The sequence below is a fragment of the Sphingobacteriales bacterium genome, assembly GCA_016706405.1.
In the GTDB taxonomy this organism is placed as follows: domain Bacteria; phylum Bacteroidota; class Bacteroidia; order Chitinophagales; family UBA2359; genus BJ6.
In genome coordinates, this window is sequence record JADJJT010000003.1 from 595,817 (window position 1) to 612,120 (window position 16,304).

Below are 16,304 nucleotides of genomic sequence, written 5' to 3' on the forward strand. Positions count from 1 at the left end.
AAAGGTATTGTTTTTTTGTAAAAGAAAAGGTTGTGGTTATTTTAAATTAAATAAAATTGCCATAAAAAAATTTATGAAAGAATTAGCTTAAAATTAGGCTATTTCATTTTTATAGTCAAATACACTATGCTTTATCACTTGATGGGCAATTTCTGCCTCGTAAGTGCCGCATAGTTGCACCGTGGGGGCATTGCCCGGCAATGTTTTATAGGTTAAAAAATAATGTATCAATCTGTTAATAAGTTTAGGCGGCACTTGGCTAATTTCGGTCAAATGGCCAAAAGCGGGGTCGTTTTGCAAAACGGCAATAATTTTATCATCGGCCTCGTTTTTGTCAATCAATCTAAATCCTCCAATAGGAATACATTGAATTATAATATCGCCGTGCGGAATGGTTGCTTCGCAAAGCACACAAATATCCAACGGGTCACCATCGCCTTTGGTTACCAAATTGTTGCCCGTTTGGGTGCGGCAAAATTGGGCTATTTGTTCTCCGCAATACGTTTGAGGCAAAAATCCATATAAAGCAGGCACAATATTAGAAAATAACTGCGGGCGGTCTATTTTTAAATATCCGGAGGTTTTATCTATTTCGTATTTAACGGTATCTGTCGGAACTATTTCAATAAAAGCGGTAACTACCTGTGGAGCATTAGCACCTATTGAAATGCCATGCCAAGGGTGAGCTTTGAATAAAGGTTGAGGCATTTTTTGTATAGCTTATATTAATTTTGGGGCAAATTTACTTCGTTTTCCGGATAATTTTAAATATGCGTGTATTTAAAACACGGTCTTGGCAAAACAGCGTTATAAAATTAAAAAATATCTTACCTTTGTATTCATTAAAAATAAGCAAATGTTACAGCTAAACCATACCTACTTGTTGCTCGAACAAACGGATGACCATTTAAGGTTGTACATTTTTTTTACCCACCCCGAAAATATAAACTACTACCAGCAAGCCCCAAAAACAACAATTTTTGAAAACGAAGGCTTAGATGACCGATTATACCAAACATTATATTTTTTAGTTTATAAAAAGTTGATAGAAGTAGAAGCCATTGAACCGCCAATTCCGGAGTCGAACGAAGAGCGCAACTATTTAACTAAATTATTGCCCCAGCTTAATTTTCCGGATTTACTGCTCGATTTTCAAAAAAGTAACAGCATGGAGCTTCAACGAAATTTTACCCTTTTGTATAACGAGCGCACAATAATAATACCACGCAATGAAATTAAAAACAATTACACCTCACAGTTAGCAAAAAAAATAAATACTTTAGTTGGCGATTTTTTCAAAGCAAACCAAATTAACCTCGACCAAATTGACGAAATTATTGCAAACGGCTTGTTGTTTACCGATGCCTGGCTGCAACAAGCCATAACAAACAATTTTGGAGGTAAAACCATATATTTAGACGAAGAAACCAAAGCCGAGGCGTTAAAACAACTTACTGCCGCGCCTACATTCGAAGAGAAAATAAAAAACGATACCGGGTCGTTTGCCGATGCCATTAAAGCCGAATTAGAACGGAAAAAAAATCCACCGCCCCCACCACCCTACCCTATTGACATGCAAACATCTAATTCTGCCATTGAAACAGCACCAACGCTACCTAAAACCCCCGTTTTAACCCGCGTAATAGGCAATTCGCAAGTAACACCATCCACACAGCAAATAGAACAACCGCCTAAATCCGCGGCATCGGGCTATATAACCACCTTTAAAAATTGGTTTTTTAAATACCAGCATTATATTTTTGTTATAATAGTTATAATATTTATAGCGTTACTTATATACGAATTGCAGCATGCCACCAATTGGTAGCTAATAATTTTATTTTGTACTTTTTTAGGGGTAAATCCTTTATCTTTGCCGCCCAACGGAAACCACAATTTAGTTTTGTAGCCCATTTTGGAAAAAGTACTCATCATTATAAACCCTATCGCAGGCGCGCGCAGCAAAGTACGAGTACCAGACGTAGTGCGCTCAACCCTTGATAAAAAGCGTTTTGTTTTTGAAACTGTATTTACCGAAGGCCCCCAACACGCCCAAGAATTAGCAACTCAAGCCGTACAGCGCGGCTACAAATACATAGGCGGTGCCGGCGGAGACGGCACTATTAACGAAGTAGCCTCGGCTTTGGTAGGCACCAATTGCACCTTGTTGTTAATTCCTTTGGGTTCGGGAAATGGGCTTGCCTACAAATTAAAAATTCCTATTAACGCCCGCAAATCAATTAACTATCTTAACCAAGGCAACACCCAATTAATAGATGTTGGCACCGTTAATGACCGCTATTTTTTTAGCAACTGTGGGGCAGGTTTTGAAGCCGTAGTAGTGCAGCATTTTAACAATATAAAACGGCGCGGATTTAACGAGTACACAAGGGTAATTGCCAATCAATACTTTAGCTACGAAGTCCAAACTTACCATATTGAACTGCCAAACCAAACTATTACCGAGCGCATTTTTATGCTAAATTTTGGCAATACAGGGCAATACGGCTACCAGGTAGGCTTGTCGCCCAATTCGCAGTTAAATGATGGTGTTTTAGAAATGGCTATTGTAAAACAGTTTCCGCGCTGGCGCGCCAGCTATTTAATACCTTTAATGGCTATGGGGCGGGCACAATCAAGCGACTATGTTTCACTGCATTCTATAACACAGGCAAAAGTGTTATTACCACCCAACGCCTACGTTCAAATTGACGGCGATGCCTATAAAAATCCAACCAACGAACTACATATAGGTATTAAGCCCAGCGCATTAAATGTAATTGTGCCGTAATTTACGCTTGATGGTAAAGGTCGTAGGGTGCATTTTGGCCTAAATAAACGCCGTCAATCATTGTTTGGTTAATCTTCGAGCGGCAACTTAAAATCAATTTTAAAAACATACTTAACAAAATATATATATTTTTGTTTTTAGCGAACGCTAAAATGCCATCTTTTATCTTCCTTGTCTTCTAAAATAATGCTAAATTGCTTAATTTTATCATCTACTTCAAAATTAAACTCGCGCTCACTAGAACTATGACCATCTACGACTTCTGCAACATGGTTAGAAGGGGCAAGAAGTCCGGGAAGCTCGGGGGCTTCTAATCTGAGTTTATTGCTGTAAAATGTACAATTAAGGATATTATTACAATTTAAAATTATCTTTAAAGTAATAAGGTTTTTCCCGCCGCCTACGCTTTTTATAACACCATCTGTTACAGAATAGATGCGCTCGTATTGGTTGTCGCCGGGTGCCAATGTAATAGGCTGCGCCCCCGACAAGTCTAATTTGCCAACTGCATTACCTACTTTTGGGCTTGAACTGGTAGTAGTAGCCGCTGCTGTGGGTTCATTGTTTGGAAGTGACGGATTGGTGGGGTTCTGTTTTATTTGCTGCCATAGAAGTAACAGAAAAATGCCTGCCAAAAGGGCACCTAAGCCCAATAGTAGCATGCGATTCGATTTTGCAAATGCTCCATTGTGTGTTGGGGCTGTAGAAGCAGTAGAGGATTCGTCAAAAGACGAGTTAACTAGGTGGAGCAAACCCTTGCGTACTTTTGCCGTTTCGAGGTTTGCTTGTTCATCGGAAACCGTACCTGAAAACTGCCGACTTTTTAGGCTGTTCCATTGGCTTTTTAGCTGTATATACTCTTCGGCGTTGTCTTGATGCTTTTTTAGCTGCTCAAATAGCTTGTCTATTTCGCTATTTGCAAGCAGGTCAAGTAATGCTTCTTTTGTCATAGTGGTAGGATTGAAATAGTTAATTTATTATGTTTTTTAGAACGAGTTAATCTTATGGTACAATTGTGCAGCTTTTATTGGTATTGATAGAATTGAGGCGCATAACACTACCATTGCACCGAATTAAACGCCGTTGGTAGTCCAAGCAGTGTCGGTGTTGCCGCGCTGGCCTGGCGCACCACTTTCAAAGACAGCATTCATGGTATTAGAACCGCCTGTTCGTGATTCGATAGTGCCTGCCTCGGCGCTAAGGTAACCTTTTTTCTTTAGCCAATAAAATATTGCTTTGAACACTTACCTGAGTAGTTACCCATAAATTTAATTGTACTGTGGACCGAAAACTTAGTAAATTAGCCTGAAATGTCTTAAATTATACAAAGTCAATATACAATTGCATTAGGCCATAAAAATACTTCTTTTACTTTTATAAATTGCTAATAATAGCATCAAACATGCTTAGGGCCACCCAAAAACAGGCACAATTAAAGCGCAACTGCCTGCAAATACTGCAGTTTTATATGCGCTACAATATTTCTAAAAATTTGAAGCCCTTCGCCATCTTCGGTGTGGTTTGGATTTTGCCTTTTCAATTGCCCCCAGTTAGGATGGTTATAAAAACTTAAAAACGCCTCGGGGTGAGGCATTAAGCCAAAAACCTGACCGTTTGGGCTACAAAGTCCAGCGCAATTAAGTTCGGCACCGTTAGGATTTAGCGGATACTCGCCGGTAATTGTGCCCGCAGCATCGCAATAACTAAGGCAATTAAGATTTTGTTCGATAATTTGTTGGCGCAACGAGTCGTTTTTTATTAACAAACGACCTTCGCCATGTCTAACCGGAAGGGCAATTTTATCAATTCCGGATAAAAAAGGGGTTTTGCTGTTTGGGTTCACCTTGCAATAAACCCATCGGTCTTCGTATTTCCCCGAGTTATTATTGGTAAGGGTTGTTTCAGGGGCAAAATTGCCGGCAATATTAGGCAGCAGCCCTAATTTTACCAATACCTGAAAACCATTACAAACACCCATTACAAACTTTCCATTGTTTAGAAATATTTGCAATTCGTCTAACAAGGTCTTTCCGGATGTTAATTGTTTGAATTTAATTTTATTAGCCAACACTTTTCCGGAGGAAATATCATCACCAAAGGAAAATCCACCGGGAAAATTAACAATATCATAATCATGAATACTAATATCACCTTCTAAAATATCGTTAATAAAAACAATATCAGCCTTGGCCCCGCTAAACTGGTAGGCTGCTGCCATTTCTTCTTCGCAATTAATGCCATACCCAGTAATTACCAAGGCTTTTACAGTAATATTATTTGTCATATAAATTAGGTGGAGTTAAGGCACAAAGTTACGCAAAGCAAAACAATTACAAAATTTTGATTTTAAACTAATTACAAAATACTACCTTTGCGCGTTAAAAAATTTATAGCAAACCACAATTTTACCCTTGAAACAAGCCGTTCATTTAATTCTGGTAAGTCTATTTTTAGAAAAAGAAGGTCAAATTTTGCTCATGGAGCGGCAATTATTACAAGGCGGAGGTTTTACCTTGCCCGGCGGCCACGTTGATGCCAACGAAACAGCTTATAAGGCACTAAAACGAGAAGTATTTGAAGAAACAGGTATAAAAATTAAACGCAAAAACCTGCGACTAATACACGTTATGCACCGAAAAACGCCCGGATTACCTAAAATTCATTTGTTTTTTGTTGCCGACATATTTAAAGGCGAGCCAGTCGCTGCCGAACCCAACCTAATTCAATCGGTGGCATGGTATAATACAAACGAACTACCTTCGCGCACTCACAGCGCCGCACTTAAAGCTTTGGCGGCCTACCAAAACGGGCAAATGTACAGCGAACACAATTGGTAATTAATTTAACCTTTACTACAAAGTTTTGTTTATTTTGAGGGTGATTTTTGAAATCAAGCATTTGCAATCCTGCCATTATGGCTCAATAACAAGGATGCGGCTGCCATTTTTTCGTATATCCGGAAAAGTGCAGGGCAAAATTTCCGATTTTATTACTTAGGTACACCATTTGCATAACAAGCAGATAGAAAGCATTTTAACCCTTAATTTTACAAATAAAAACAACCGAAAACAACATTACCATGAATATTAATAATTTCACCATCAAATCGCAAGAGGCTATAGCTGGCAGCCAAAGTTTGGCTTATAATTTAGGCCATCAGGCTATTGAACCGTTGCACCTCTTGCGCAGTTTGTTAAATACCGACGACAGCGTAACGCCATTTTTACTTAAAAAAGCAGGTGTAAATATGGTATCGCTAACAAAAAATACCGATAAAGCATTGGAGCAAATGCCTATAACCAAGGGCGAGGTTGGCCAGCAATACATGACGCAGCCCGCCAACCAAGTGCTGTTTAAAGCGCAGGGCATAGCAAAAAAACGTGGAGACGATTTTGTATCGGTAGAGCATTTATTGCTGGCACTTATTGAGGTAGGCAGCCAGGCCAGCAGTTTGCTAAAAGAGGCCGGATGCACCGCCGCAATTATTGAAAAAGCTATTGCCGAACTGCGGCAGGGCGAAAAAGTAACCGACCAAAGTGCCGAAGAAAAATACAACGCCCTCGAAAAGTATGCTATCAATTTAAACAACCAAGCCCTTGAAGGAAAACTTGATCCGGTAATTGGCCGCGATGAAGAAATACGGCGATTGCTCCATATTTTAAGCCGCCGGCGCAAAAACAACCCCATTTTAGTAGGTGCTGCCGGTGTGGGCAAAACCGCAGTTGCCGAAGGCATTGCCCAACGCATTATTAGCGGAGATGTGCCCGAAAATCTTAAAAACAAAACCGTTTTTGCCTTAGATATGGGGGCATTAATGGCGGGTGCAAAATACCGGGGCGAGTTTGAAGAACGCCTTAAAGCAGTAATAAAAGAAGTGGTAAAAAGTGAGGGCGAAATTATTTTGTTTATAGACGAAATTCATACGCTTGTAGGTGCGGGCGCAAGCGAAAGCGCCTTAGATGCCGCCAATATTTTAAAACCGGCCTTAGCACGCGGCGAACTTAGAGCTATTGGTGCAACCACCTTAAACGAATATCAAAAATACATTGAAAAAGATAAAGCCTTAGAGCGTCGTTTTCAGAAAGTATTGGTTGATGAGCCAAACCAAACAGATGCAATAGCCATTTTGCGCGGTTTAAAAGAGCGATACGAAACCCACCATAAAGTAAAAATTAAAGACGAAGCCATTATTGCCGCCGTTGAGCTTTCGACGAGGTATATTACCGACAGGCAACTGCCCGATAAAGCCATTGATTTGGTGGACGAAGCCGCTGCCAAATTGCGCCTGACAATGGATTCACTTCCGGAGGAATTAGACAATTTAGAACGCAAAATCAGACTCTTGGAAATTGAACGCGAAGCCATAAAACGCGAAAATGACGAAGCAAAAATCGCACAGCTAAACCAACAATTATCCGGATTAAACGAGCAAAGAGATGCCTTTTTGACAAAATGGAAAACCGAAAAAAACCTGATAGACCAAATTCAACATCAAAAATTGCAAATTGAAAGCTATAAACTACAAGCCGAACAAGCCGAGCGCGCCGGCGACTATGCCCGTGTAGCCGAATTGCGTTATGGCCTGATAAAAAAAGCCGAAGATGAAATTAAACAATTAGAAGGACAACTACAACAAATAGGCAGCAACCGAATTATAAAACAAGCCGTTGATGCCGAAGATATTGCCACAGTCGTATCGAAATGGACGCAGGTGCCGGTAAGCAAAATGTTAGAAGGCGAACAACTTAAATTATTGCGCATAGAAGAAGAAATCGGTCGCCGGGTAATTGGGCAAACCGAAGCCATTACCGCAATAGCCGATGCAATAAGGCGCAGCCGGGCAGGCCTGCACGACCCCAAACGCCCAATTGGCTCGTTTATATTTTTAGGCAGCACGGGTGTGGGCAAAACCGAATTGGCCAAAGCCTTAGCCGAGTTTTTGTTTAATGACGAAAATGCTTTAACCCGAATTGATATGAGCGAATACCAAGAAAGACACGCTGTGTCGCGGTTGGTAGGTGCGCCTCCCGGATACGTTGGCTACGACGAGGGTGGGCAACTTACCGAGGCAGTGCGAACAAAACCTTACTCGGTAATACTACTCGATGAAATTGAAAAAGCACATCCGGATGTTTTTAATATATTGTTGCAAATGCTCGACGAAGGCCGACTTACCGACAATAAAGGACGGGTTGCCAATTTTAAAAATACTATTATCATTATGACCTCGAACTTAGGCGCAGAGATGATTTTAGAAAATTTTGACCAATTAAACGAACGCGATTGGGATGCTACCTTGCAAAAAACCAAACGGCAGTTAGATGAATTGTTGAAAAGGTCGTTCAGACCCGAATTTTTAAACCGGGTTGATGAAATAATAGTATTTGAACCCTTGCGCCAAATCCAAATACGCGAGGTGGTGCAGTTGCGCATTAACGAACTTAACGAAATGATTGCCAAACAGGGTTTCCAAATTCATATTACCCCCGATGCCTTAGATTGGCTGGCACAAAAAGGCTACGACCCGCAATTTGGGGCAAGACCACTAAAAAGAGTGATCCAAAAATATGTGGTGAACGCCTTATCGAAACAAATATTAGCCGGCGAACTCAATAAGGACCGCATTTTATGGGTAGATGCCATTGATGATGACTTAGTGTTTTACAGCAAAAACGAGGCTGTAACAGTTTAAAACAATAACCGTTCAACAATTTAATTATCCGGATGTTTAGCTAACATAGCCAAAGCATCCGGATATTTTTTTAGGACCAATACACTATACTTTGTTCGTACTTTTCCTTCAGGAAAAAATATAAATATATTGCAATTTTTGACGTAATTTTGTGTTTATGATGACCAGCGCAAATCCACCTATACAAGAATTAACAGTTATAAAAAAAGATATCCGAAGCTACGAACTGCCCCAGTTACGGCAAGAATTTACCGACATGGGCGAGTCGGCTTTTAGGGCAAACCAGGTTTACCAATGGTTGTGGCAAAAAAATGCACATTCGTTTGCCGCCATGACCAATTTGTCGAAACCACTGCGCGACAAACTCAACGACTTGTTTATTATTAAAGCCGTTAGTATTGCCAAACAACAACACAGCAACGACGGCACCATAAAATTAGGTTTTGCTTTGCACGATGCTCATTTGGTTGAGGGTGTACTTATTCCGGCCGACAATAGAATGACGGCTTGCGTTTCCTCGCAAGTAGGTTGTAGTTTAGCTTGTAAATTTTGTGCTACCGGAAAAATGGCGCGTATTCGCAATTTAAATGCCGACGAAATTGTTGACCAAGTTTATTGGCTTAACCAACAGGCACAACAATACTACAACTTACCACTCTCTAATATTGTATATATGGGCATGGGCGAGCCTATGCTGAACTATAAAAACATGTTGCGCAGTTTGCACCTGCTAACTTCGGCAACCGGGGCTAATATGGCTGCTTGGCGAATTACCGTATCAACGGCTGGGGTTGCCAAACTAATAAAACAATTTGCAGACGATGACACCGGTTGTAACTTAGCCCTGTCGTTACACGCGGCAAATGATTATAAGCGCAACCAAATTATGGATATTAACGAAACAAACTCGCTGGCTATTTTGGCCGAAGCCCTACAATATTACTACAAAAAAACAAATCAAAAAGTTACTTACGAGTATATTGCCTTTAATGGCTTTAATGACAATATTGAAGATGCCCGCGATTTAGTAAAATTTTGCCAATACGTACCTTGTAAAGTTAATATAATTGAGTACAACCAAGTTGAGGGCGTTCCCTACCACAAAAGCAGCGAAGATCGTTTAACTCAGTTTCAAAACTATTTAATGGCCAACAAAGTAAATACAACCGTGCGCCGCAGCAGGGGTAAAGATATTGATGCCGCCTGCGGTCAGTTAGCCAATAAAAATTAAGCCCTGTTGAGCTAACTAATTAATCAATCAATTGCCGGATAGGCCATGCACCTAAAATCATTTTTTTTGCATCTTATTACTTGTTGTCTATCAATTTAATTAAAAAATTTAGTGCAAATTTTAACACAAATAGCACAGCAACGCTACCCTTTCAAGAAAACAACAAAATTATACCATGACTAACAACACCAAACATCATTTGAAAACTAAATTTTGGTTTGCTGCCACCCTGCTTTTATGTATTGTTTTAGGGATAGCAAGCTACGCTTTCACGTCAAGTCCTAAAAAATTTAATAAAACCATGCCCATGACCCCACCCACCGACAATTACGAAAAAGATTGGCAAACCGTGGTTGCCCTCGAAAACGAAGGGCGCACCCTCGATGCCGAAAAAGCCGTAAACGCTATTTACGAAAAAGCAACCGCACAAAACAATATACCACAACAGGTAAAAGCACTGCTGCACATTTACAAATACCGCACTTACAAAGAAGAAAACAGCCAACAAAATATTGTAAACGAACTAAAACAAAAAATTGCCACCTCGCAGCCACCTTTACAGCCTTTATTGCAAAATATTTTGGCCGGCGTTTATTGGCAGCACTTTCAAAACAACCGTTGGCAAATTTTAAACCGTACCGAAGCACCAACGGGTGCCGCCGAAGATTTTGAAACATGGGACGCCAACCGTTTAACCCTCGAAATAACAAATTTATATTTAGAATCGCTTAAAAATACCAATGCGCTGCAAAATATTTCACTTGCAGGGTACTCGGCCATTTTAAACGAAGAAGCGGGCTCAAAACAACTTCGCCCAAGCCTTTACGATTTATTGGCACACAATACCCTCGATTATTTTACCAACGACCAGGCAAATATTACAAAGGCTGCCGACCAGTTTGAACTTAACCAGCCCGAAGCTTTTGCCGAGGCAGCTAATTTTTCCGGATTTGCTTTTGCTAACACCGACACCCTTTCTACGAAATACTACGCGCTTCAAATTTTTCAGGCCTTAACCCGTTTTCATCTGAACGATAAAGATATTGCCCCCTTACTTGACCTTGAACTGAACCGCTTAAACTTTGCTTACAACAATTCTACTTTGCCCGGAAAAGCCGAATTGCGCTTAGAAGCTCACGAGAAATTACAAAAAATATACAGTACCCACCCCGAAAGTGCCTTAATAAGCTACGAAATTGCCAAGTACTGGCAACAACAAGGCAATAAATACAATGCTGAAACAGCCCCATCGTACCAAAAAGATTTAGTTAAAGCCGTTGACATTTGCAACAAGGTCATTGAAAAATTTCTGGATAGCTGTGGTGCTACAAATTGCAAAGCGCTAATAACCCGAATCAAAGGCAAAAGCCTAAATGCACAAGTTGAGGCCAGCAACGCCCCCGACAAACTAGGGCGCGCCTTGGTGCAATACAAAAATATTGACCACGTATTTTGCCGCTGGATACACACAACACCCGCCATTAAAAAAGAAATTAAACGCATAAACGCAGACTGGAACGACCGCGAAGCCAAACTAATGCGCTATTTGACCAGTTTAGCACCCGAAAAAACATGGCAATACACCTTGCCAAACGATAAAGATTACCAGCCAAACAGTGCCGAAATCAGTACCCAATCCGGAAAAATTGGCGAAGATTATATTTTATTGCTCAGTGCCGACGAAAAATTTACCGCCGATGGCTCGAACGCTTTGGCATATTCCGAAATTAGCATTACCAATTTAGCAATTTTTGAAAACACCAACGGTTTTGAAAATACCGAAAGTAGCTACTACGTAGTGAACCGGCAAACAGGGCAGCCATTGCCAAATATAGCCTACTCTATTTGGCTAAACCGCTACAACAACCGCAACAGCAAATACGAAGACAATAAATTTCAAGAAGGAATAACTGACAAAAACGGCGCTATTGTAGTAAAAAAACGCCCTAATGAATACGGCAATATACGCATTGAGCTTACCAACAACAACACAAACGATCACCTAACACATAGCAATTATTTAAATAATAGCTACGCCAGTAACAATTTTTACGAAGACAGGCAAACTTTCTTTTTTACCGACCGCAGTATTTACCGACCCGGGCAAACCATTTTCTTTAAAGGCATTATGCTAACCAGCAACGGCAAAGGCAAAAACAAATTGCTGACTGACACAAAATCTACAGTTAAATTTTATGATGTTAATGGCGAAATGATAGCAAGTTTAGACCTAAAAACAAACGAATACGGCAGTTTTAACGGCAAATTTACCGCCCCAACCGGATTGTTAAAAGGTAGCATGACAATTAGTAATGACCACGGCTCAACAAACGTGCAAGTTGAAGAATATAAACGCCCTAAATTTGAAGTTACCTTTAAACCTGTTGAGGGAACATATAAAATAGACGAGCAAGTTACCGTAAAAGGGCAGGCAAAAGCTTATGCCGGATCAAATATTGACAACGCACAAGTAAAATACCGGGTAGTGCGCCGCGCTAATTACCCGTTTTGGTGCTGGTGGTGGCGACCTTACCCATCAAGCCCCGAACGCGAAATAGCCAACGGCACCGCCCTAACCGATGCCAACGGTGAGTTCACCATTCAATTTGTGGCCATCCCCGACCGCTCTCTCGATGCCAAAGACCGCCCACAATTTACCTATGTCGTAACCGCCGATATTACCGACCTAAACGGCGAAACCCGCAGCAGTACCACCAATGTAAACGTTGGCTATGTTGCCTTGTTGGCCAATATCGGTTTGCCCGACAACGTAAACCGCGACACTTGCAGCACTTATGCTATTTCTACACAAAACCTCAACGGCCAGTTCGAAGCAGCCGACGTGCATATAACCATCCATAAATTACAAACGCCAAACAAAGTTTTGCGCAAACGCCTTTGGGGACAACCAACAAAATTTGTGCTCGCCAACAACGACTATACAACAAATTACCCAAACGATATTTACAACAACGAAAACCGCCCCGATAAATGGCCGCTTGCCGATAAAATAATTGACGAAAAAATTACCACCAAGCCCGATAGTAAAATTAATATTGAAAAATTGTGCAAACAACAAAATGGGCATTTTTTGGCCGAATTAACTACTAAAGATAAATTTGGACAAGAAGTAAAATGGCAAAAATACTTTACCTTGTTTAGTTTTGATGACGATAAAATTCCGGATGCTGAACAGTTTTGGGCACAATGCTCGCAACAAACAGCCCAGCCTGGGCAAACCATTATGGTATCTTACGGCTCGGCCTTAGAAAATGCCTACTATTTATTAGAAGTAAAATTTGACGACAAATTGCTGCGCCGCGAATGGCTACCATCCGGAAAAGGCCAGCAAACCACTAAAATTAAAGTGGACGAGGCCTGGCGTGGAGGATTTGCCGTTTATTTAACCTGCGTCAGTTTAAATCGAACTTTTAGCCAAACTTTTAATATTAATGTGCCATGGAGCAACAAAGATTTATCAATAGAAACCCAAACTTTCAGAAACAAATTATTGCCCGGCCAAAACGAAGAGTGGCGTTTTACCGTTAAAGGCCCCAAGGGCGAAAAAATGGCTGCCGAAATGGTAGCAACCCTGTACGATGCCTCGCTCGATGCTTTTTTGCCGCACAGCTACGGCATGAGTATTTACCCAACTTATTACTACCACAACCAAATAAATTTCGATAATTTATTTAGCAACCAATCGGCACAGGTTTACGACCCAAACTGGAACCACTACCCCGGCACAAGCGGCCAATATTACGATGCCCTGCAATGGTTTGGTTTTAGTTTCTACCAATATCGGTACATGTCCTACAGATTTTCCGAAAGCCGCGCTGGTGGTGCTATGCCTGCCGCAGCCCAACCAAAGAAAAGCATGAAAAATGGCGACAGCCGAGATGAAGACAAGGCCACAAATGGCATAGTAACTTTAGCCGCTGAACCCGAAGAAGAATCAAAAGCACCAGTAATAGATGGAGTGCAACCCAAAGACAAGCGCAACAAAACTGCAAATATAAACCAAAAAACCGAAGCTGATGCCCCAGTTCAAATCCGGAAAAACCTAAACGAAACAGCCTTTTTTATGCCGCATTTGCAAACCAACGAAAAAGGCGAGTTGGTAATGGTGTTTACCATCCCCGAAGCCCTTACCCGCTGGAATTTAAAAGGTTTGGCTCATACCAAAAACTTAGAAATTGGCTACTTAAACGAGCAAGCTGTAACCCAAAAAGACTTAATGGTAATGCCCAATCCGCCCCGCTTTATGCGCGAAGACGATGCCTTTGCCTTTAGTGCCAAAGTTAGCAATTTAACCGACAAACCTTTAACGGGAACTGCCGAGCTGCTGCTATTCGATGCCTTAACCATGCAGCCAGTTGATGCCTTGTTTAACAATAAAAATAACCGGATAAGCTTTAATGCTGCCGCCGGCCAAAGCTCGGCTTTAAATTGGCAAATTCAAGTCCCCGAGTCGGTGCAAGCCGTTACTTGGCGGGTGGTAGTGCGGGCAGGCAATTTTAGCGACGGCGAAGAAAACAGCGTGCCCGTACTTACAAACCGCATGTTAGTTACCGAAACAATGCCCTTGCCCATTAGAGGTAAACAAACCAAAAATTTTATCTTTACCAATTTAGAAAAAGCCCAGCAGTCAAACACCTTAAAACATCAATCGCTAACCCTCGAATACACCTCGCAACCAGCATGGTACGCCATACAAGCCCTGCCGTATTTAATGGAATTTCCTTACGAGTGTACCGAGCAAATTTACAGCCGCTATTATGCCAACAGTATTGCCAGCCATATTGCCAACAGCGACCCACGCATCCGGAAAGTGTTTGACACCTGGACAAAAGAAGCCCTTGCCGCCGCCAATGGCAACTCCACGCAAGGGCAGGCTCTCTTATCGAATTTAGAAAAAAATCAAGAGCTAAAAATGTTGCTCTTGCAAGAAACCCCCTGGGTGGCCGAAGCCAAAAACGAAAGCGAACGAAAAAAACGCCTTGGCACTTTATTGGATATTGAACGCATAACCCGCGAACTAAAAGGTGTTGAAAAAGAACTGTTAAAACGCCAAAATGGCGATGGTGGGTTCTCGTGGTTCCCCGGAATGCCCACCAGCCGTTGGGTTACACAACATATTGTCTCAGGGTTTGGACATTTGCAAAAATTAGGTATAAGGCAAGCCACCGAAGACCCTGATATAAAAAATATGCTGCAAAACGCCGTTGCCTATTTAGACCGCCAAATTGACGAAGATTACCAACGCCTTGTTAGGGCAAAAGTTGATTTAGAGAAAGACCATTTAGGCTATACCGAAACACATTATTTATATACCCGGAGTTTTTATACCGAGTGGCCTGTTGCGCAGGAAAGCAAAAAAGCCGTTGATTTTTACCTAAAACAAGCCAACAAATATTGGCTAACCCGCAGCAAATATTTACAAGGTTTTATTGCCTTAGCTTTGCATAGGTTTAATAATGGCGACAACCAAACAGCCCAAAAAATAATAGAAAGTATGCGCCAAAATGCCACCTACAACGAAGAAATGGGTATGTATTTTAAAGACGTTCAGCCCGGATGGTATTGGTACCAAGCGCCAATTGAAACACAAGCCTTATTAATTGAAGCCTTTGACGAGGTAGGAAAAGATGCAAAATCTGTTGAGGAAATGCGTATTTGGTTGCTTAAACAAAAACAAACCCAAGATTGGAAAACAACCAAAGCTACCGCCGAAGCTTGTTATGCCTTGCTGCTTAAAGGTACAAGTTGGCTGGCAAGCGACCAATTAGTTGAAATTACCATAGGTAACCAAACCTTAAACCCACGCAATATGCCCGAAGTTCAGGTTGAAGCCGGAACGGGCTATTTTAAAACCAACTGGACACGCGACCAAATTCAGCCTAATATGAAAAATATTACCGTATCTAAAAAAGATGAAGGTCCGGGCTGGGGTGCAATTTACTGGCAGTATTTTGAAAACTTAGATAAAATTACCCCCGCCGCTACTCCTTTGAATATTAAAAAACAAGTGTTTAAAGAAGAAATTACCAAATCGGGAGCAAAATTGGTAGCCTTAACCGATAATGCCCGCCTTAAAGTTGGCGACCGCGTAAAAGTCCGGATTGAAATACGAGTGGACAGAGACATGGAGTATGTGCATTTAAAAGATATGCGCGCCGCTGGCTTTGAACCCGAAAATGTTTTGTCGCGCTACAAATGGCAAGAGGGATTGGGCTATTACGAAAGTACCGGAGATGCCGCTACCAACTTTTTTATTGATTGGTTGCCCAAAGGTACTTATGTATTTGAATACCCCATGCGGGCGCAACTAAAAGGCAATTTCTCGAACGGTATTACCGCCATGCAATGTATGTATGCCCCCGAATTTGCCAGCCACAGCGAAGGCATAAGGCTTACCATTGAATAGCAAAGTAAATTAATAACGTACCAAAAACAAATATTTGTTGGTTTTGGCAACACTATAATATATGCAGGTAGTTTTTTATTGAATCATAAAAAATTACCTGCTTTATTTTGGTATTAGCTTGCCTGAATATTATGAGTTTTTAAAAAAATAAAATTTTGTTTAT

At 41.1% G+C, this 16,304-nt stretch carries 10 protein-coding genes; 6 read left to right on the forward strand and 4 right to left on the reverse strand.

Annotation, left to right across the window (positions count from 1 at the left end; all coding sequences use genetic code 11):
- Positions 1–93: 93 nt before the first annotated feature.
- Positions 94–708, reverse strand: coding sequence for an inorganic pyrophosphatase (locus IPI59_14260; GenBank protein MBK7528674.1), 615 nt, complete (start codon positions 706–708; stop codon positions 94–96).
- A gap of 148 nt (positions 709–856) precedes the next feature.
- On the opposite strand from IPI59_14260, the gene IPI59_14265 reads away from it, so the two are divergent.
- Together IPI59_14265 and IPI59_14270 are read left to right on the forward strand one after the other, a co-directional pair.
- Positions 857–1,828 carry a hypothetical protein gene (locus tag IPI59_14265; GenBank protein MBK7528675.1) on the forward strand — a complete coding sequence of 324 codons (972 nt, stop codon included), beginning with the start codon at positions 857–859 and terminating at the stop codon, positions 1,826–1,828.
- 87 nt (positions 1,829–1,915) lie between these two features.
- Positions 1,916–2,791 (forward strand): diacylglycerol kinase family lipid kinase, encoded by an 876-nt coding sequence (locus IPI59_14270; GenBank protein ID MBK7528676.1) that lies wholly within the window; start codon positions 1,916–1,918, stop codon positions 2,789–2,791.
- A 137-nt stretch (positions 2,792–2,928) separates the two neighbouring features.
- Here the strand turns inward: IPI59_14270 and IPI59_14275 are convergent, their stop codons facing one another.
- From IPI59_14275 to IPI59_14285, 3 genes are all read right to left on the reverse strand, one after another.
- Positions 2,929–3,741, reverse strand: coding sequence for a hypothetical protein (locus tag IPI59_14275; protein MBK7528677.1), 813 nt, complete (start codon positions 3,739–3,741; stop codon positions 2,929–2,931).
- Between the two features lie 123 nt (positions 3,742–3,864).
- On the reverse strand, positions 3,865–4,035 hold the full coding sequence (locus tag IPI59_14280) for a hypothetical protein (protein ID MBK7528678.1): 171 nt from the start codon (positions 4,033–4,035) through the stop codon (positions 3,865–3,867).
- A 188-nt stretch (positions 4,036–4,223) separates the two neighbouring features.
- Positions 4,224–5,075, reverse strand: a complete 852-nt coding sequence (locus IPI59_14285; GenBank protein ID MBK7528679.1) for a phosphoribosylformylglycinamidine synthase subunit PurQ — start codon at positions 5,073–5,075, stop codon at positions 4,224–4,226.
- A gap of 127 nt (positions 5,076–5,202) precedes the next feature.
- On the opposite strand from IPI59_14285, the gene IPI59_14290 reads away from it, so the two are divergent.
- The 4 genes from IPI59_14290 to IPI59_14305 all read left to right on the forward strand — a co-directional run bounded on the left by IPI59_14290 (position 5,203) and on the right by IPI59_14305 (position 16,141).
- On the forward strand, positions 5,203–5,628 hold the full coding sequence (locus IPI59_14290) for an NUDIX domain-containing protein (GenBank protein ID MBK7528680.1): 426 nt from the start codon (positions 5,203–5,205) through the stop codon (positions 5,626–5,628).
- 242 nt (positions 5,629–5,870) lie between these two features.
- The gene (gene clpB, locus IPI59_14295; GenBank protein ID MBK7528681.1) at positions 5,871–8,483 is read left to right on the forward strand and encodes an ATP-dependent chaperone ClpB; all 2,613 of its coding nucleotides are present in this window, start codon (positions 5,871–5,873) and stop codon (positions 8,481–8,483) included.
- Positions 8,484–8,643: 160 nt separating this feature from the next.
- Positions 8,644–9,714, forward strand: coding sequence for a 23S rRNA (adenine(2503)-C(2))-methyltransferase RlmN (gene rlmN / locus IPI59_14300; protein MBK7528682.1), 1,071 nt, complete (start codon positions 8,644–8,646; stop codon positions 9,712–9,714).
- Positions 9,715–9,889: 175 nt separating this feature from the next.
- A complete protein-coding gene (locus IPI59_14305) occupies positions 9,890–16,141 on the forward strand; it encodes a hypothetical protein (GenBank protein MBK7528683.1) in 6,252 nt (2,083 codons plus the stop codon).
- Positions 16,142–16,304 lie beyond the last annotated feature (163 nt).